Source organism: Rhodoplanes elegans, assembly GCF_016653355.1.
Classification (GTDB): domain Bacteria; phylum Pseudomonadota; class Alphaproteobacteria; order Rhizobiales; family Xanthobacteraceae; genus Rhodoplanes; species Rhodoplanes elegans.
In genome coordinates, this window is record NZ_NHSK01000122.1 from 1 (window position 1) to 18,477 (window position 18,477).

The 18,477-nt window shown below is 69.7% G+C and carries 13 protein-coding genes; 3 read left to right on the forward strand and 10 right to left on the reverse strand.

Annotation, left to right across the window (positions count from 1 at the left end):
* Window positions 1–1,256 (forward strand): OmpA family protein (locus CCR97_RS16135; RefSeq protein WP_244670483.1); only part of this gene is annotated, 1,256 nt, incomplete at its 5' end.
* A 284-nt stretch (window positions 1,257–1,540) separates the two neighbouring features.
* Here the strand turns inward: CCR97_RS16135 and CCR97_RS16140 are convergent.
* The 6 genes from CCR97_RS16140 to CCR97_RS16165 form a co-directional block, all read right to left on the reverse strand.
* Window positions 1,541–2,326 carry an SDR family oxidoreductase gene (locus tag CCR97_RS16140; protein ID WP_201159643.1) on the reverse strand — a complete coding sequence of 262 codons (786 nt, stop codon included), beginning with the start codon at window positions 2,324–2,326 and terminating at the stop codon, window positions 1,541–1,543.
* A gap of 43 nt (window positions 2,327–2,369) precedes the next feature.
* A complete protein-coding gene (locus CCR97_RS16145; RefSeq protein WP_201159644.1) occupies window positions 2,370–3,065 on the reverse strand; it encodes a 4-carboxy-4-hydroxy-2-oxoadipate aldolase/oxaloacetate decarboxylase in 696 nt (231 codons plus the stop codon).
* The gene (locus CCR97_RS16150; protein ID WP_111360010.1) at window positions 3,062–3,778 is read right to left on the reverse strand and encodes a PIG-L deacetylase family protein; all 717 of its coding nucleotides are present in this window, start codon (window positions 3,776–3,778) and stop codon (window positions 3,062–3,064) included. Before CCR97_RS16150 ends, CCR97_RS16145 begins: the two co-directional genes overlap by 4 nt.
* Before the next feature lie 201 nt (window positions 3,779–3,979).
* On the reverse strand, window positions 3,980–4,993 hold the full coding sequence (locus tag CCR97_RS16155; protein WP_111360009.1) for a Bug family tripartite tricarboxylate transporter substrate binding protein: 1,014 nt from the start codon (window positions 4,991–4,993) through the stop codon (window positions 3,980–3,982).
* 27 nt (window positions 4,994–5,020) lie between these two features.
* A complete protein-coding gene (locus CCR97_RS16160; protein WP_111360008.1) occupies window positions 5,021–5,899 on the reverse strand; it encodes an amidohydrolase family protein in 879 nt (292 codons plus the stop codon).
* A gap of 368 nt (window positions 5,900–6,267) precedes the next feature.
* Window positions 6,268–7,164, reverse strand: coding sequence for a LysR family transcriptional regulator (locus CCR97_RS16165; protein ID WP_170146108.1), 897 nt, complete (start codon window positions 7,162–7,164; stop codon window positions 6,268–6,270).
* Window positions 7,165–7,418: 254 nt separating this feature from the next.
* Here CCR97_RS16165 and CCR97_RS16170 point away from each other — a divergent pair, with 254 nt between their 5' ends.
* Window positions 7,419–7,766, forward strand: a complete 348-nt coding sequence (locus CCR97_RS16170) for a hypothetical protein (RefSeq protein ID WP_201159645.1) — start codon at window positions 7,419–7,421, stop codon at window positions 7,764–7,766.
* A 161-nt stretch (window positions 7,767–7,927) separates the two neighbouring features.
* On the opposite strand, the gene CCR97_RS16175 is transcribed toward CCR97_RS16170, so the two are convergent.
* The 4 genes from CCR97_RS16175 to hpnH all read right to left on the reverse strand — a co-directional run bounded on the left by CCR97_RS16175 (window position 7,928) and on the right by hpnH (window position 15,101).
* Window positions 7,928–11,119, reverse strand: a complete 3,192-nt coding sequence (locus CCR97_RS16175) for a multidrug efflux RND transporter permease subunit (RefSeq protein ID WP_111358075.1) — start codon at window positions 11,117–11,119, stop codon at window positions 7,928–7,930.
* A gap of 16 nt (window positions 11,120–11,135) precedes the next feature.
* The gene (locus CCR97_RS16180; RefSeq protein WP_244670484.1) at window positions 11,136–12,371 is read right to left on the reverse strand and encodes an efflux RND transporter periplasmic adaptor subunit; all 1,236 of its coding nucleotides are present in this window, start codon (window positions 12,369–12,371) and stop codon (window positions 11,136–11,138) included.
* Between the two features lie 660 nt (window positions 12,372–13,031).
* Window positions 13,032–13,718 carry a phosphoribosyltransferase gene (locus CCR97_RS16185; protein ID WP_111358077.1) on the reverse strand — a complete coding sequence of 229 codons (687 nt, stop codon included), beginning with the start codon at window positions 13,716–13,718 and terminating at the stop codon, window positions 13,032–13,034.
* 240 nt (window positions 13,719–13,958) lie between these two features.
* Entirely contained in the window at window positions 13,959–15,101 is a 1,143-nt protein-coding gene (gene hpnH / locus CCR97_RS16190; protein ID WP_111358078.1) for an adenosyl-hopene transferase HpnH, read from the reverse strand.
* A gap of 593 nt (window positions 15,102–15,694) precedes the next feature.
* Between hpnH and hpnN the strand changes: the two genes are divergently transcribed.
* Window positions 15,695–18,358, forward strand: a complete 2,664-nt coding sequence (gene hpnN / locus CCR97_RS16195; protein WP_111358079.1) for a hopanoid transporter HpnN — start codon at window positions 15,695–15,697, stop codon at window positions 18,356–18,358.
* Window positions 18,359–18,477 lie beyond the last annotated feature (119 nt).

Genomic DNA, 18,477 nt, shown 5'->3' on the forward strand with positions numbered 1-18,477 from the left:
CGGGAGGCCCCGCAGGACCGGGTGGCCTCGGCGGCCGTCCCGGGCAGCCCCCCGGAACCCCGCCCGGGACGCCGCCTGCCGCGCAAGGCGGGCTCGGCGCGCAGCCGCCGGCCGCCCCGCAGGGCGCCGTGACGGCACCCGCCGTGGTGCCGTCGACGCAGAATGCCCCGCTGACGCCGGCCGGCGTGCCGGCGCCGACCCAGCAGCAGGCGCGGCCGATCCCGGTCGGGCCGGCCGGCATCGGCGCCGGCATGGCGCCGCAGTCGGCCCAGGGTCAGCCGCTGCGCCGGATGGACGAGCTGCGCGGCGAGCGCCGCGAGCTGCGCCAGGGCGACACCACGATCATCCGCGAGCCCGACCGGACCATCATCCGCGAGGGCAACACGACGATCATCCGGCACAACGAGCTCGACCGCTTCCGCTACGGCGCCCGGGACGTGCGGGTGGAGCGGCGCGGCGGCGAGAACGTCACGGTCGTCGTACGGCCGAACGGGGACCGCGTCGTCACCGTGACGGACGAGAACGGCTACCTGATCCGCCGCACCCGCATGCTGCCGGACGGCCGCGAATACGTGCTGATCGACAATCGGCGCGGCTGGGGTCCGGGCGGTCCGCCGTCCGACCGGCGCGGCCCCGGCTTCGGCACCGGCATGGCGATCGGCGCCGCGGTCGGGCTCGGCGTCGGCGCGTTCATGCTCAACATGCAGCCGCCGGTCGTCCAGATGCCGCGCGAGCGCTACATCGTCGAGACCGAGCGGGCCGACCCGACGCTGCTCTACGAGACCCTGACGGCACCGCCCGTCATGGCGATCGACCGGCCCTACACGCTCGACGAGGTCCGCTACAACGCGCCGCTACGCGATCGCATGCCGCGCGTCGACCTGGACACGGTGACGTTCGAGTCCGGCGCGTGGGAGCTCGACCCGGGGCAGGTGCAGAAGCTCGCCGGCATCGCAGAGGGACTTCTGCGCGCCATCCAGGCGAATCCGCAGGAGGTGTTCCTGATCGAGGGCCACACCGACGCGACCGGCAACGACGTCGACAACCTGTCGCTGTCGGATCGCCGCGCCGAGTCGGTCGCGCTGGTGCTCACCCAGCAGTTCGGCGTGCCGGCCGAGAACCTGACGACGCAGGGCTACGGCGAGCAGTACCTGAAGGTGCCGACCGACGGACCGCTGCGGGAGAACCGCCGCGTCACGGTCCGCCGCATCACGCCGCTGCTCACCGGCCAGGCGCAGCCCCAGCCGCCGCAGTGAGCACCGCGCCGGCTTCGGCCTGATCAGGCGGCGCGACAGCGATGTCGCGCCGCCTCTTTTTCACCTCTCCACGGCGGGGAAAGGTCGGATCTCGCGCCTCGCGGGATGAAACGACGGCCGAGGTGCTTGGCCGCGTGCCCCGGTCAAGGCGCGGCAGGCCGCAGGCCTGATGCGCCGCAGAGCCGGGGCCCAGGGGCCGCACGGCAGAAGCCTCGTCCGACGCCCCTGGGTCCCGGTTCGCGGCGCGTTGCGCCGCGCCCGGGACACAAGATCTCTCGACCTGATCAGATGCTGGGGATGAAGCCGCCGTCGACGCGGATCACCGAGCCGGTGACGTAGGAGGCGCGGGTCGAGGCCAGGAAGGCGACGACGTCGCCGTACTCCTTTGGGTCGCCGTAGCGCCCGACCGGGATCGACGCGGTGCTCTCGGCCGAGACGTCCTCGACGGAGCGGTTCTCGCGCTTCGCCTTCTGCTCGTCGAGAAATTTGATGCGCGGCGTCGCGATGCGCCCGGGCAGCACGATGTTGACCGTGACGCCGTCACGGCCGACCTCGCGGGCGAGCGTCTTCGACCAGCCGACCAGCGTGAGCCGCAGCGCGTTCGACACCGCGAGATTGGGGATCGGCGCGATCACGCCCGACGACGTCGACGTGATCACCCGGCCGAACTTCTTGGCCCGCATCTGCGGCAGGACCCGATCGGTCAGTGCGATCACCGACAGGACCATGGATTGAAAGTGCTTCGACCACAGCGCCGGGTCCTGGCCGGTGGCCGGCGTCGGGGGCGGGCCGCCGGTGTTGTTGACCAGCACGTCCACGGGCCCGAACGCCGTTTCGATGGCCGACACGTGGGTCTCGGTCGACGCGAGGTCGGCGAGATCCCAGGTCAGCGGCAGCGCGCTGCCGCCGGCCTGCTCGATCGCCGCCGCCGTGCGGCGCGCCGCGTCGCCGTCGATGTCGCCGACCGCGACGCGCGCGCCCTCTGCGGCGAGCGCCGTTGCGATGGCGCCGCCGAGACCGCCGCCGGCGCCGAGCACCAGGGCGGTCTTACCCGCGAGACCGAGATCCATGTCGTTCCCTTTTTCTTGATGATGAACCGGGACCGACTCCGTCTCACACCTCGTCGAGGCTGTCCACCCAGCGGAAGCCCGCTTTCAGCAACGGCTCGCGCATCTTGTACATGTCGATGCCGAGCTCGCCCGCCGCGAGCCGCTGGCGCTTCTCTTCCTCGGCGGCGACACGCTTGGCGGCCGCGGCCGCCACCGTGTCGGCGTCGCGACGCGGCACCACCACGACGCCGTCGTCGTCGGCGACGATCACGTCGCCGGGATTGACCAGCGCGCCGGCGCACACCACCGGGATGTTGACCGAGCCGAGCGTCGCCTTGACCGTGCCCTTCGCCGAGACGGCGCGCGACCACACCGGGAAGTTCATCTCGGTGAGGGTCTTCACGTCACGCACGCCGGCGTCGATGACGAGACACACACCGCCGCGCGCCTTCAGCGAGGTGGCGAGCAGATCGCCGAACATGCCGTCGGTGTTGTCGGCCGTGACGCCGACGACGAGCACGTCGCCCTGGCGAAGCTGCTCGATGGCGACGTGGATCATCCAGTTGTCGCCCGGCTGGGCCAGCACCGTGACGGCGGAGCCGGCCACCTGGGCGCCCGGATAGATCGGCCGCATGTAGGGCTTCATCAGGCCGAGGCGGCCCTGCGCCTCGTGCACGGTGGCGACGCCGTGCTCGGCGAGCACCGCGATGGCCTCGGGCGAGGCGCGCTCGATGGTGCGGACGCAGACTCCGGCGGTCATGCCAGCTCCTCCAGGGCCATCGGGAACAGGCGCTGATACGCCTCGCCGTAGGTCATCGGCTTGCCGGTGTTGCGGCCGCCCTGCACGCCGCGCTGCAGCGCCACGCGCTCGTAATAGGCCCACAGATGCTTCTGGGCAGCGAGGATCTCGAAGGTCTTGCGCTTGATCTCCCACACCTCGTCGATGTTGAGGATCACCTGCGGCTTGAAGTTGCACATCTCCGGCTGGTGCGGCTCGAACAGGAAGACGGGCGGCGCCCCGTAGGTGTACTCGGCCTGCGGCTTGTGGCCCATCGCCTGGGCAATGATACGAGCCTCCTGGGCGAAGCGCGTCGCCTCCGGATGATCGACGTTGTAAGGATCTTCCAGCGCGTGCGTGAGGACGAAGGCCGGGTTGAGCTCACGATAGATGTCGATCAGCCGGTCGAGATGCTGTTCGGTGAGGTGCAGCGGATAGTCACCGGCATCGAAGAACTCGATCTCGGCGCCGAGCATCGCGGCGGCGCGCTCGGCCTCGTCCTTGCGGCCGGCCTTCACCTTCTCCATCGTCATGCCGGCCTGCTTCCAGGCGAACTGGCTCTCGCCGCGCTCGCCATAGGCGAGGCAGACGATCTTCATCCGGTAGCCCTTCTTGGCGTGCAGCGCGATGGCGCCGCCGGCCCGCCAGACGAAATCGCCCGGATGGGCGGTGACGACCAGACCAGTCTTGCTCATGGGGACCTCTTCCGAGCTTGTCCGAGCTTTGAATCCCGGCGGCGTTCCGCCGCCCGTTCCTCTGCCTCGTCATGCCGGCCGCGTGCCGGGCATCCACGTCCTTCGATCGACCGTTCCGCCGAAGACGTGGATGGCCGGGACGAGCCCGGCCATGACACTCTTGGTCATTCCGGAGCACTTGCCCCGGAACGACGGTCGATGTCACTGCTTCTGGATGCCGGCCTTGTCGATGACGGCGGACCACCGCTTGATGTCGCTGGTCAGCCGCGCCGACAGGTCGGCCGGGGTGGACGCCGAGGCGACGATGCCGAGCTCGAGGAGCTTCTTCTTCACCTCGTCCTCGACCAGCACCTCCTGGAGACCCGCATTGAGGATGCGGACGACCTCCTCGGGCGTGCCGGACTTGGCGAACAGCGCGTTCCACGAGGTGGCGTCGAAGCCCGGCACCGTGGCGGCCACCGGCGGCACCTTGGGCAGCACCGGCGACTGCTTGGCGCCCGAGGTGGCGAGCGCGACGAGGTTCCCGTCCTCGATCGAGCCCTTCAGCGAGGCGTAGGAGTCGATGACGAGCTGGGCGTCGTTGCGCAGCACGGAGACGAGCGCGTCCGGCGTGGTGCGATAGACCACGATCTCGGTCTTGATGTCGGCTTCGGTGTTGAACAGCACGCCCGACAGGTTCTGGGTCGACCCGGCGATCACGGTCGCGATGTTGAGCGCGCCGGGCCGCTTCTTGGCGTCGGCGATCAGATCGGCGAGCGTGGTGTAGCCGGTCTGCTTGTTGGTCGCGAGGACGAAGTCGAACAGGCCGAGCGTCGAGATCGGTACGAAGCCGTTCACCGGATCGAACGGCAGCTGCTTGAACAGGCCGACCGAGACGGCGGTGCCGTTGGAGAACAGCGCCAGCGTGTAGCCGTCGGCCGCCGACGAGGCGACGCGCGTCGCGGCGAGCGAGCCGCCGGCGCCGGGCGCGTTCTCGATCACGAAGCGGCCGCCGATCTTCTCGCCGAGGCGCTCGGTGACGATGCGCACCGTGATGTCGGCGACGCCGCCGGCACCGAACGGCACCACCACCTTGATGGGCCGCGCCGGATACTTGGCCTGCGCCCAGGCCGCGGACGAGACGACGAAGGGGGCGGCCACGGAGGCCACGAGGCCGCCGGCGGCGACGTGCAGAAGCGTGCGGCGGCTCGGTCCGCCGATCTTGTCGTTGTTCATTGTCGGATCCTTTCCGTCGGAGGACGGTCAGGCGGGGAAGCCGAACAGGCGGGCCGGGTTGTCGACCAGCAGCTTCTGCCGCACGACCGGGTCGGGAGCGTAGAGGGGGATCAGATCGACGAGATCGCCGTCGTCGGGCATCGCCGGCACGTTGGGATGCGGCCAGTCGGTGCCCCACAGCAGGCGGTCCGGATCGACCTCGATCAGGCGCTTCGCGAAGGGAACGACGTCGTGATAGGGCGCACCGGACGACGAGACGCGCTCGGCGCCGGTCAGCTTGATCCAGCACTTCGGGTCGCGCTCGTAACGCGCGACCAGAGCCCGGAAGGCGGCCTGCTCGACGCCGAGCCTGGCGTCGACCACGCCGATGTGGTCGATCACATAGGTGATCGGCAGGGCGTCCAGCACGGGGGCGAAGGTGTCGAGATCCTTGGCCGGCAGGTAGAGATCGACGTGCCAGCCGTGCGGCGCGATGCGCTTCACCACGGTCTCGAAGGTGGAGAGGTCCGGCCGGCCGCCGAGGCGGGCCAGGAACGTGAAGCGGCAGCCGACGATGCCGGCGGCGGAGAGCTTCGCGATCTCGACGTCCGAGAAGCTGACGTCGACATTGGCGACGCCCTTGTAGCGGCCGCCGCTCGCCGCGATGGCGTCCGTCACCACCAGGTTGTCGCGGCCGTGCGGCGTGGCGTTCACCAGCACGGCGCGGCCGATGCCCATGCGCTCCTGCAGCCATTGCAGCTTGGCGAGCGGCGCGTCGGGCGGCGTGTAGGGACGGTCGGCGACGTAGGGGTATTTCGCGTCGGGGCCGAACACGTGGCAGTGCGTGTCGCAGGCGAGCGGCGGCAAGGCGAAGGCCGGCGTGTGCGGATCGGGATGGGGCGGGGGAATCGTCGGGATGGGACTCATGGCCGGCCTCTGGCGGGACTGCCGACCGGACCGGGCGGCGGGGATGCCCGGTCCGGGGCAGTGACGCGGGCGGGCCGCCGATCAGGATGACGCGGCCCGGACCGCGACGCGACCATGGCGTCGGACGCTTGCGCAATCAAATGACATTATTGCCAGGATTGATGCATTCGATTCATGAACATCATGCTGCTGGCTTCATGACGTTCCGATGAGGAACCGTCACGCCGGCGGCAGCTTCGGCGTCATCGCCAGGCCTGACCCGGCGATCTATCTCACTGCGACACGATGGTTTTTTCGAAGGATGGATGCGCGGGTCGAGCCCGCGCATGACACATTTGGGCCGCAGAACCGAGACGACGGGCCGCCTGTCACTCCCGGCTGCGCAGGGTGCGGCTGATCAGCTTCAGCAGATCCTCGGCGGCCGGCGACAGCGGCAGGCCGCGCTTGACCACCACGCCGAGCGAGCGCGTCACGCTCGGGTTGCGCAACGGAACCGTGGCGATGCCGGTGCGGCCGCTCGCCTCGACGGCGAGGCGCGGCACCACGGCGAGCCCGATCCCGGACGCGACCAGGCTGACCGCGGTGGAGAGGTGCTGCACCTCGAAGCGCCACGCCAGCGCCTCGCGGCGCGGTCCGAGCGCGTCGTCGATCAGCACGCGGTTGCCGGTCTGCGGACTGACCCGCACCAGCGGCTGGCCTTCGAGATCCGCCCAGGTGATCGCCTTCTCGGCGGCGAACCGATGCTCGGCCGGGCACACCAGCACGAACGGCTCCTTCAGGAGCTCGGTCACCTCGAGATCCCAGCGGTTCACCGACACGATGGTGATGCCGAACTCGGCGCGACCGGACTGGACGTGATCGGCGATCTCGCCGGCCGAGTTGTCGAACACCTGCACGTCGAGGCTCGGATACATCTTGGTGAACTCGGCGAGCACGCGCGGGATGTAGCGGATCGAGATGGTGGGGAGGCAGCCGATCGCCAGCCGCTCCTGCTGGGCGCGGCCCTGGCGGCGCAGATCCTCGAAGGAGCGCACCGCCTCGTCGAGGATGCGGCGCGCCTTGGGCAACAGATCGAGGCCGGCCGGGGTGAGCGCGACGTGCCGCGTGGTGCGCACCAGGAGCTTGACGCCGAGATCGTCCTCGAGCTTGCGCATCCGATGGCTCAGCGCCGTCTGCGACAGATTGAGGTTGGCGGCGGCGCGGTGGAAGCTGCCGCGCTCGGCGATGCTGAGAAAGGCTTCGAGCCCCAGGAAATCGATACGCACGGCGATTCCTCGACCACGGACCCGGCATCTTACCGGGAGACGCCGCACCCCGATACGGTCTCGCCGAGACCAATCCATGCGTGTGGTTCAGGGCAGAAACGCCCGTCACGCGCTTCGATAAAATTGTCACGATCCCGGCGACCGGCTCTCGACCACACCGGCGAAAACGCCGCGTCCGGCGGGCCTTTCTTACCCGCCGCGTGAGACTCGTCCGCGCATGCTGATCCGGTCGGTCGAGCACGAGGATCAGTGTCGTGAGCCGCGCAATCGTGATGCCATTGCGGAATTCGGAGGATCCCGGGTTCAGCTATTCGGTAAGCCGCGCCGGCTCGGCGGCGCAGCCGACCATGCAGGTCGCCGCCTGGGACGGCGAGACCGGCACGCTGATCGGACGCTGCGAGATCCCCACCACCGGCCCCTCCCCCGTGGTGACGCCGAGCGACCTGCTCGACCGCTTCGGCGGACGCTACCGCCTCGCCGCCGTGCGGGTCGACGTCGCCACCGAGCGCCTCGCGACCGTCACGCGGCGCATCGCCCGCGCCTGCGCGCAGCGCCGCGCGGCCGGCCGCCGCTGGCGCAGCAACACGCTGCCGACGACCTGATACTCCTACGACGGCTGATCACTTTGATGGTCATTCCGGGGCGGCGCGTAGCGCCGAACCCGGAATCCCAACCCCATGCTCGGAGTTTGCCGCTAGATTCCGGGTTCGCAGCTTCGCTGCGCCCCGGAATGACGGAGAACTGATCGAGCGAACCGCCCGACTCACGCCTGCTGCGGCGCGGCCGCCGCGGCGAGCTTGCGCAGCTTGCGCCGGCGGTGCCGCATCAGGCGGCGGCGCGCCTGGAGGCGAAGGCCGCGGCCGCGCGCGCCCTCGCTGCCGAGCAGGCGCTGCACCGTGACGAACAGCACCGGCACCATGATCAGGGCCAGCACCACGACGGCGATCATGCCGCCGAGCACGCCGGTGCCGAGCGCCTGCTGGCTCTTGGCGCTGGCGCCCGACGCGATCACCATCGGGGCGACACCCGACGCGAAGGCGAAGCCGGTCATCAGGATCGGCCGGAAGCGCAGCCGCGCCGCCTCGACGGTGGCCTGCACCAGCGGCATGCCGGCGAGGTTGAGGTCGCGGGCGAAGCCGATGATCAGGATCGCGTCCTTGGCAGCGAGCCCGATGATCGTGATCAGCCCGATGGTGAAGTAGACGTCGTTCGGCATGCCGCGCAGCGTCACGGCCGCGACGGCGCCGAGAATGCCGAGCGGCACCACGAGCAGCACGGCGATCGGCACGGTCCAGCTCTCGTAGAAGGCGGCCAGCACCAGGAACACGACGAGGGCCGACAGCGCCAGCAGCAGCGGCGCCTGCGAGCCGGCCGCCTTCTCCTGCAGCGACTGGCCGGTCCATTCGAAACCGAAGCCGCGCGGCAGCGTCGCCGCGATCCGCTCCATCTCGGCGATGGCGTCGCCCGACGTGAAGCCCGGCCGCGCCGCGCCGCTGATGCGCACCGACGGATAGTAGTTGAAGCCGACCACCTGGCTCGGCCCGACCGACCACGACACCGTGGCGAAGGACGAGAACGGTACGAGCGTGCCCTTGGCGTTGCGGACGTTGAAGCCGAGGATGTCGTCGGCCTGCATGCGGGCGCGGTCGTCGGCCTGCACGATGACGCGCTGCATGCGGCCGCGGTTGGGGAAGTCGTTGATGTAGGCGGAGCCGAGATTGGTCGAGATGGTCGCGTTGATCTCCTGGAAGGCGACGCCGAGCGCCGCCGCCTTCTCGCGGTCGACGATCAGCTCGACCTGCGGGGCCGGCGGCAGCCCTTCGACGAAGACGTCCTGCAGCACCGGGCTTCGACGCGCAGCCTCCAGAAGCTGGTCCTTCGCCTTCATCAGCTCGGCATAGCCCTTCTGGCCGCGGTCCTGCAGGCGGAACGAGAAGCCGGACGAGTTGCCGAGATTGTCGATCGGCGGCGGCTCCAGCGCCGAGATGCGGGCGTCCTTGAGGCCGGCGAGGCTCTTGTTCACGTCGGCGACGATCGCGGCGGCCGAGTCGTTCGGGCCGCGCTTCGACCAGTCCTCCAGCGTGACGAAGGCCTGCGCCGTGTTGGCGCCCTGGCCGAGGAACGAGAAGCCGGTGAGGAACGTGACGCCGTCGACGCCCTTGCGGTTCATCAGGAACGTCTCGACCTCCTGGACGACCGCGAGCGTGCGGTTGAACGAGGCGTCGGGCGGCGTCTGCACGTCGGTGGTGATGAAGCCCTGGTCGTCGATCGGCAGGAAGCCGGCCGGGAGGCGCGCGAACATCCAGCCCATCGCGGCGACGATGACGGCGAACACGACCAGCATGCGCCCGGCGCGGCCGAGCGACCAGCCGACGAAGCGGCCGTAGCGATCCTTGATGCGGTCGAGCCCGCGATTGAACCATCCGAACACGCCGCGGCCGGGGCCGTGATGCGTCACCGGCTTCAACAGCGTCGCACACAAAGCGGGCGTCAGCGACAGCGCCATCAGGGCCGAGAAGCCGATCGCCGCCACCATGGTGACGGAGAACTGGCGATAGACGATGCCGACCGAGCCGGGGAAGAACGCCATCGGCACGAACACGGCCATCAGCACCAGCGTGATGCCGACGATGGCGCCGGAGATCTGGCTCATCGCCTTGCGGGTCGCCTCGCGCGGCCCGAGATGCTCCTCGGCCATGATGCGCTCGACGTTCTCCACCACCACGATGGCGTCGTCGACCAGGATGCCGATCGCCAGCACCATGGCGAACAGCGTGAGCATGTTGATCGAGAAGCCGCCGAGCAGCAGCACGGCGCAGGTGCCGAGCAGCGCCACCGGCACCACCAGGGTCGGGATGATGGTGTAGCGGATGTTCTGCAGGAACAGGAACATCACGAGGAACACCAGGATCACGGCCTCGCCGAGCGTCATCAGCACCTTGGTGATCGACGCCTTCACGACGGGCGTGATGTCGTAGGGGATCTCGTACTTGATGTTCTGGGGGAAGTAGGTCGACAGCTCCGCCATCTTGGCGTGCACGGCGCGCGCGGTGGCGAGCGCGTTGCCGGTCGGCGCCAGCAGCACCGAGAGGCCGGCGACCGACTTGCCGTCCTGCCGCGTGGTGAACTGATAGGCCATGCCGCCCACCTCGACGCGGGCGACGTCGCGCAGCCGCACCGTCGAGCCGTCGGCATTGGCGCGCAGCACGATCGATCCGAACTCGTCGGGCGAGGCGAGCTGGCCCTTGACCAGCACCATGGCCGAGACCGGATGGCCGGGCCGGCTCGGCTCGGCACCGATGCTGCCGGAGGCGACCTGGGCGTTCTGCGCCTCGATCGCCTTGGTCACGTCGTCGGCGGTGAGGTTGTAGCCGACGAGCCGGGCCGGATCGAGCCAGACGCGCAGCGAGCGCTCGGTCGAGAACAGCGTCGCGCGGCCGACGCCGGGGATGCGCCTGATCTCGCCCAGCACGTTGCGGATCATGAAGTCGCCGAGGCCGATCTCGTCGAGGCTGCCGTCGGTCGACGACAGCGTGATGATCTGCAGCACCGCGCTGGAGGCCTCCTCGATCAGGATGCCCTGCTGGATGACGGCGCGCGGCAGGCGCGCCTCGACCCGCTTGATGCGGTTCTGCACCTCGACCGAGGCCATGCTCGGGTCGGTGCCGGGGACGAAGTTGGCGATGATCTCGACCTGGCCGAGCGAGTCGGAGGTCGATTCGAAGTTGAGGATGCCGCTCGCGCCGTTGAGCTCCTCCTCGATCAGCCGGGTGACGCTGTTGTACAGGTTCTCGGGTGAGGCGCCCGGATAGCTGGTCGAGATCGAGATCGAGGGCGGCGCGATGATCGGATACTGCGCGATCGGCAGGAACGGCAGCGCCAGGAGCCCGAACAGGCTGACGAACAGCGCCACCACGACCGCGAAGATCGGCCGATCGATGAAGAAGGACGGCATCCCGCTCGCTCCGGCGTCAGCGCAGCGTGCCGGTGGCGTCCGCTTCGACCCGCCCCTCGAGCGGCTCGGCCGAGGCGCGACGCTGCACGCCGGGCCGGTACGGCACCGGCTCGACGACGTCCCCGGGGACGAACTTCTGGAAGCCCTCGACGATCACCTTGTCGCCCGGCTGGGCGCCGTCGAGCAGCAGCCATTGGTCGTCGACCACGCGGCCGACCCGCACGGGCTTGGGGTGCGCGCGGTTGTCGTCGCGCACCAGGAACAGGCGGCTCTCGCCGGTATCGTCGCGCTGCACGGCCTGCTGCGGCACGGCGAGCGAGTCGCCGTCGATGCCCTGCTCGATCTGCACCCGCACATACATGCCGGGGAGCAGCTCGCCCTTCGGGTTGGGGAATTCGCCGCGCAGCGTCACCTGGCCGGTCGAGGGATCGACGCTGGCGTCGGAGAACAGGAGCTTGCCGGCGTGCGGATAGAGCGTGCCGTCGGCGCGCACGAGGCGGACCTTGGCGGCGTCGGGCTCGACCTGCTCGAGTGCGCCGGACTCGAAGTCGCGGCGGAGCTGCTGCAGCTCCTCCACCGACTGGGTGAAGTCCGCATAGACGCGGTCGAGCTGCTGGACCGTGGCGAGATGGGTCGCCTCGCCCTGGCCGACCAGCGCGCCTTCGGTGACGAGGGCGCGGCCGACCCGGCCGTCGATCGGCGAGCGGATGCCGGCATAGCCGAGATTGAGCTCGGCGCGGGCGACCTCGGCCTCCTTCGCGGCGACCTCGGCCTGCGCCTGGCGGAAGGTGGCGACCGCGGTCTCGTGCTGGACCTGCGAGGCGGCACGGCCGACGAGCAGCTCCTCGATGCGCTTGGCCTGCTTCTCGGACTGCTCGCGCACGGCCTCGGCCTTGGCGAGCGCCGCCCGGGCGGCGTCGAGCTCGACCTCGTAGGGGCGCGGGTCGAGCCGGTAGAGGATCTCGCCGGCCTTGACGTCGGCGCCCTGCCGGAAGGCGCGCTCGACGACGATGCCGGACACGCGGGCCCGCACCTCGGCGATGCGCACCGGCGCGATACGGCCGGGCAGCTCGCGGACATAGGGGCGCGGCGCCGGCTGCAGCGTCACCACCGAGACCTTGGGCGGCGGTGTCGCGCCCTTCTCCTGGGTGGCGACGGTCGTCTGCGCCTCCGTGCAAGCAGCGAGGCCGAGACCGGCCATCAGCAGGAGTGCAGTTCCGGTTCGGCGGTTCACCGTGTGAAGAACCGTCATGTCGTCACCTCCAGGTCAATTCCACGTCCCGTCGACCTCCAGGTCGACGTCGCATCGGCGGCCCGAACACGGCTCCGCCGCCGGACGGCCGAAGCCGCCCGTTGTCACGCCCACCATCGGCGCCCCGCGGACGGGGTCCGCCACGGCGCCGCACTCCGGCAGTCTGAAACTCCCCGCGCGGCTGGGCTTCGACCGAGGGCCGGCCCGCTCGTTCTGCTGCCCCAGTGTCCCCCGGGCAGCGTTACGGCTTTCTTAACAGCCGTTCAGCTTTCAGTGTCACACGATGAATACGGCAGAACTTTGCTTATGCTGCACTGCAAGATATCAGCACAATTATTTATTATCATCATACCGTTTCGTATTTCATCGCTTCCCGACGACCGTATACGCTCAGCGAACGAACTATAGTGGATCCGTTCTGACAGTATACATCGCAGCCGCGAATCCCCTTGATCCAGAGCTACATCTCGACAATGCAGATCGCAATCTCCCGGGCGGTCGCAACATTGTCGCACCGCCGTATCGGGCCGGGCCGCCGTCCCGCCGCGCGGCGGGAACCACTTGCGATCGCTGGGCTTGCGGGCACGCCGGGTGCACGCCGCGGCCGGCGTGCGGCGTTGCGTCGCGCGACGGCGGGCCTGTCGGGAGACGTGGATCCGGTCAGCGCGGTTCCGGAGCGACCGGCCACCAGCCGTCGCCGCGGCGCTCGAACAACGGGGTGGAGAACACGGTGCGCACCGGCAGGCCGTCGAGCACGGATTTCCAGCGCTCGGTCTGGCCCATGATGGCGAGCGCCCCGACCGTCGCGGCACCGGCGCGGTCGAGCACGCGGCGCGCCGCCGTCACGGTGGTGCCGCGCGACACCACGTCGTCGACGATCACGACCCGCTTGCCGGCGAGCCGCGGGATCAGGTTGGGATCGAGGTAGAGGCGCTTCGGCTGGGTCGGCGTGGTCACCGACGAGACCGGCTCGGAGAGCGCCTCGTCGTACCAGAACTTTCGCGAGTACCCCATCGGCACGTAATGGGCGTGCCCGAGGCGCTCGGCGACCTTCGGGGCCAGCGTCAGGCCGAGCGTCGGCAGACCGACGACGACGTCCGGCGCGAGCCCGCGGCCGAGCGCCGCGAGCGCGTCGGCGAAGCGGTCGACGACGACGAAGGACGCCTGGTTGATGATGATCGAGGCGACGGCGTGGTCGCCCTCGGGCAGCGTGCGCAGCGGCAGGTCGAGCAGGAGCCCGTCCCCCACCGGCACCGGAAAGCGGTCCGTGTAGGGCGGGCCCGGCAGATCCGCGGGATTGCCCGCCGGGCTGGGATAAAGGTGCTGCCAGAAGCCTTCGGTCGACATGGAACGGGTAAGGCCTGCAACGCGAGGACACGCCGGCCGGGCCGGTGTGTCCGGGAATCGGATGTCCCGCCGACACGGGCTCGGTGTGCCCATCTCTCCGCCCTGGTCCTGAGGAGCCGCCGAAGGCGGCGTCTCGAAGGACGTGGCGGCCTCATGGTTCGAGACGCGGCCTGCGGCCGCTCCTCACCATGAGGAGGACGCCTCACCATGAGGAGGACGATTTCGCGAAAGCCTCCCGCCTCACTCGGCCGCGGTGAGGTGCGGCTTCGGCTTCTCGCCGGCGTGGATCTCGGCGATCTTCTTCTCGACGTGGCGGGAGAAGACGTACTCGGCCGGGCGCTGGTTCTCGAGCGAGATCTCGGGGGCCATCTCGCCCTCGGTCTTCACGCCGAACAGCGCGACCTTCAGGGCCGCGAGCGGCTGGCGCATGGTCGCGTCGGCGGCGGTCGGCTCGTAGCCACAATGCGCCATGCAGTCGGCGCACTTCTCGTAGCGACCGGTGCCGTAGGAGTCCCAGTCGGTCTCCTCCATCAGCTCCTTGAAGGTCTTGGCGTAGCCTTCGCCGATCAGGTAGCAGGGCTTCTGCCAGCCGAAGATGTTGCGGGTCGCCATGCCCCAGGGCGAGCACTGGAACTGCTGATTGCCGGCCAGGAAGTCGAGGAACAGGCCGGAATGCATGAACTGCCAGTTCTTGCCCTTGCCGAGCGCGAAGACCTTGCGGAACAGCTCCTTGGTGCGCTTGCGGGCGAGGAAGTGCTGCTGGTCCGGGGCGCGCTCGTAGGCGTAGCCGGGCGAGATCGAGACGCCGACGCCGAGCTCGGCCGTGAAGTCGAGATACTTGGCGATGTCCTCGGCCGGCATGCCCTCGAAGATCGTCGCGTTGACGTTGACGGCGAAGCCCTTGGCCTTCGCGGCCTTGATCGCCGCGACCGCCTTGTCGAACGTGCCGGGCTGACACACCGAGCGGTCGTGATGATCCTTCAGGCCGTCGAGATGGACCGAGAAGAACAGATAGGGCGACGGTTCGAACAGGTGCAGCTTCTTCTCGAGCAGCAGCGCGTTGGTGCACAGCGAGACGAACTTCTTGCGCGCCACGATGCCCTTGACGATCTCGCCGATCTCCTTGTGGATCAGCGGCTCGCCGCCCGGGATCGCGACCATCGGTGCGCCGCACTCGTCGACGGCGGCGAGGCATTCCTCGACCGACATGCGCTGGTTGAGGATCGTGTCCGGATAGTCGATCTTGCCGCAGCCGGCGCAGGCGAGATTGCAGCGGAACAGGGGTTCCAGCATCAGCACGAGCGGGTAGCGCTTCCGCCCGAGCAGCTTCTGCTTGAGCACATACGCGCCAATACGCATTTCCTTGAAGAACGGTATTGCCATTGTTCCTGCTTCCCGAACTCGCCTGCGGACACGCCGTGCCGTCGTCGATATCGCTCCGATATCGTCTTCGGCGGGCGGCGGAACTTCTGGTGTTAATCGGAAGGCGCCGCCGGTTCAAGCACCGGCCGGCGGCTGGTTTGGCCGCATGAACGCTTGTTCATCGCCACCTCGGAGCTATTCCAGGCCGTCCAACGCGTGTTAACGCGCAGTTGTTTCAGGCCGGAGACACGCCCGCGCGTGCCCCGCGGCACCGCCGACAGCCCGTGTCGCGCCTCCGCATTACCCTGCAACACGTTGATAATCCGTGTGTTGAACCCTCGGACGCGGTCCCGCGTTGGTGGACCGGAAGGCTCGGCCTTCCGCGACTCCACCGTCCGGCGGGGATCCGGCCTGCCTCGCACGGGGTTGCCACCTCAATTCCGGCCCTATTATGAAGCACATGCACGCGCGGCCCCGGTGGGGTCGCGATTTTTCGTCGTCGGTGCGGTGAAGGCGGCCATGGCGGACGCGGGGCGCACGCGAAAGGGCCCCGTCCCGGCCGGCAAGTGCCCGAGCCACGCGACATGATCCTCTGACCCCCCACGACCGGACCCATGCTCGTCAAGTCGATCGTCCGCACCGTACGGTTCTGCATTCGGCACCCCCGGGTCGTCGTCGGCCTCTATCTGGTGCTGGCGGTCCTCGCCGGCGTCTATGCGGCCCGCAACTTCGCCATCGACACCGACGTCAACAAGCTGATCTCGCCGGCGCTCGACTGGCGCCAGCGCGAGATCGCGTTCGAGAAATCGTTCCCGGGCCGCTTCGACAGCATTCTGGTGGTGGTCGACGCGCCGACTCCGGAGCTCGCCTCGCGCGCCACCGCGACGCTCGCGGCCAAGCTGAAGCAGAACACGACGTCGTTCCGCACCGTCGAGGATCCGGGCGGCGGACCGTTCTTCGCCCGCAACGGGCTCCTGTTCCAGTCGGTCCAGGAGCTCGAGGCGACCGCCCAGGGCCTGTCCCAGGCCGGGCCGCTGGTCCGCACGCTGGGCGGCGACCCGAACCTGCGCGGCCTCGTGCAGGGCCTGTCGCTGGTGCTCTCGGGGGTGCGCGGCAACATGGTGCAGCTCGACGCGGCCGCGCCCGCCTTCGACCGCGCCGCGACGACGATCGAGACGGCGCTGGACGGCAAGCCGACGAGCTTCTCCTGGCAGGCGCTGATGACCGGCAAGACGCCCACGCCCGAGGAGCTGAGGCAGTTCATCGTGGTGCGGCCGGTGCTCGACTACTCGGCGCTGGAGCCGGGCGCCGCCGCCTCGGCGGCGATCCGCGACGCCGCCCGCGACCTCGACCTCGCCGGCCAGTACCAGGCGCGGGTGCGCCTCACCGGCCCGATCGCGATGGCCGACGAGGAATTCTCCACCATGCAGACCGGCGCCGTGCGCGACGCCATCCTCACGGTGGTGGTGGTGCTCGGCATCCTGTGGATGGCGCTGCGCTCCGGCAAGCTGATCCTCGCCGTCTACGCCAACATGTTCGTCGGGCTCGCCATCACGGCGGCGCTCGGCCTGATGATGGTCGATGCGCTCAATCCGATCTCGGTCGCCTTCGCGGTGCTGTTCATCGGGCTCGGCGTCGACTTCGGCATCCAGTTCGCGGTGCGCTACCGGACCGAGCGGCACGAGATCGACAATCTGGAGACGGCCCTCGTCGCCACGGCGCGGCGGATCGGCGCGCCGCTGACGCTCGCCGCCGGCGCCGTCGCGGCCGCCTTCCTGTCGTTCACGCCGACCGACTATTCGGGCATCTCCGAGCTCGGCAAGATCGCCGGCGTCGGCATGCTGATCGCGCTCGTCACCAGCGTGACGCTGCTGCCGGCGCTCCTGAAGGTGATGAAGCCGGCCGGCGAGCCGGAGGAGATCGGCTATCGCCAGCTCGCGCCGGTCGACCGCTTCCTCGAGCGGTACCGCTTCGCCGTGATCGGCGGCACGCTCGGCGTCGCGCTGCTCGGCTCGCCACTCCTGTACTTCCTCACCTTCGACTTCAACCCGGTCAACCTGCGCAACAAGAACGTCGAGTCGGTGGCGACGCTGCTCGACCTCCGCGCAGACCCGAATGTCGGCGCCAACGCGATCGACGTGCTGGTGCCGAACGCGACCGCCGCCGAGGCGGCCGTGCAGAAGCTGCGGACGCTGCCGGAGGTCGGCCGGGTGATGACGCTGACCAGCTTCGTTCCGTCCGATCAGGAGCAGAAGCTCGCGATCCTCGAGTCCCTGAAGAAGGTGCTGGTCCCGGCGCTCAGCCCGCGGATGATGCCGACCCCGACCGACGAGGACGAGGTCGCGGCACTGAAGCGCGGCCAGGATCTCCTGACCCAGATCCAGGTCGACCGGCCGGGCCCCGGCGCCGTCGCCTCGGCGCGGCTCGCCGCCGCCCTCGGCCGCCTCGCCGCGGCCTCGCCGACGACGCGGGAGACCGTCGAGGCCGCCTTCATCGTGCCGCTGAAGGCGGTGTTCGACCAGTGGCGCGACCTCCTGCAGGCGCAGCCGATCACGCTGGAGACGCTGCCGCCCGATCTCGTGTCGGGCTGGCGCACCGCCGACGGCCGCCTGCGCGTCGAGGCGACCCCGAAGGGCGACCCGAACGACACCGAGGTGCTGCGCGGCTTCGCCCAGTCCATCCTCGCCGTCTATCCCGACGCGACCGGCGCGCCGATCTCGATCCTGAAGTCGGGCGAGACGGTGGTGTCGGCCTTCGTGCATGCCGGCATCTACGCTCTCGTCTCCATCATGATCCTCCTGTGGATCGTGCTGCGCCGCTTCGGCGACGTGCTGCTGACGCTGGTGCCGCTGCTGCTCGCCGGCGTGCTGACGCTGGAGTTCTGCGTGCTGATCGGCATGCCGATGAACTTCGCCAACATCATCGCCCTGCCGCTGCTGCTCGGCGTCGGCGTCGCGTTCAAGATCTACTACATCATGGCGTGGCGGGCCGGGCAGACCGGGCTCCTGCAGTCGAGCCTCACCCGCGCCGTGGTGTGGAGCGCGCTCACCACCGCGACAGCGTTCGGTAGCTTGTGGATGTCGAGCCATCCCGGCACGTCGAGCATGGGCGAGCTGCTGGCGCTGTCGCTGGTCACCACGATGTGCTTCGCGGTGCTGTTCCAGCCGGCCCTGATGGGTCCGCCGCGGGTGATCCAGAAGGAAGAGCCGAACGAGCCGGAGGCGCCGCCGCCGGCCCCGGCCGCCCCCCGCAAGGACGAGGTCCCGGCGGCGGAGTGAGGCGGGCAGCATCGTGCCGGCGGCTGGGCCGACAGCCGAGGTGTGAGCACGGAGGCTGCGGCGCCCTCGTTTCACCTCTCCCCGGCGGGGAGAGGTCGGGGCTCGCGCGGCAGCGCGAG

Coding starts and splice junctions, on each gene's coding strand:
- CCR97_RS16155 (WP_111360009.1), bottom strand. CDS start 4,993: ATGAACAACGACAAGATCGGCGGACCGAGCCGCCGCACGCTTCTGCAC.
- hpnN (WP_111358079.1), top strand. CDS start 15,695: ATGCTCGTCAAGTCGATCGTCCGCACCGTACGGTTCTGCATTCGGCAC.
- hpnH (WP_111358078.1), bottom strand. CDS start 15,101: ATGGCAATACCGTTCTTCAAGGAAATGCGTATTGGCGCGTATGTGCTC.
- CCR97_RS16140 (WP_201159643.1), bottom strand. CDS start 2,326: ATGGATCTCGGTCTCGCGGGTAAGACCGCCCTGGTGCTCGGCGCCGGC.
- CCR97_RS16160 (WP_111360008.1), bottom strand. CDS start 5,899: ATGAGTCCCATCCCGACGATTCCCCCGCCCCATCCCGATCCGCACACG.
- CCR97_RS16185 (WP_111358077.1), bottom strand. CDS start 13,718: ATGTCGACCGAAGGCTTCTGGCAGCACCTTTATCCCAGCCCGGCGGGC.
- CCR97_RS16150 (WP_111360010.1), bottom strand. CDS start 3,778: ATGAGCAAGACTGGTCTGGTCGTCACCGCCCATCCGGGCGATTTCGTC.
- CCR97_RS16180 (WP_244670484.1), bottom strand. CDS start 12,371: ATGACGGTTCTTCACACGGTGAACCGCCGAACCGGAACTGCACTCCTG.
- CCR97_RS16145 (WP_201159644.1), bottom strand. CDS start 3,065: ATGACCGCCGGAGTCTGCGTCCGCACCATCGAGCGCGCCTCGCCCGAG.
- CCR97_RS16175 (WP_111358075.1), bottom strand. CDS start 11,119: ATGCCGTCCTTCTTCATCGATCGGCCGATCTTCGCGGTCGTGGTGGCG.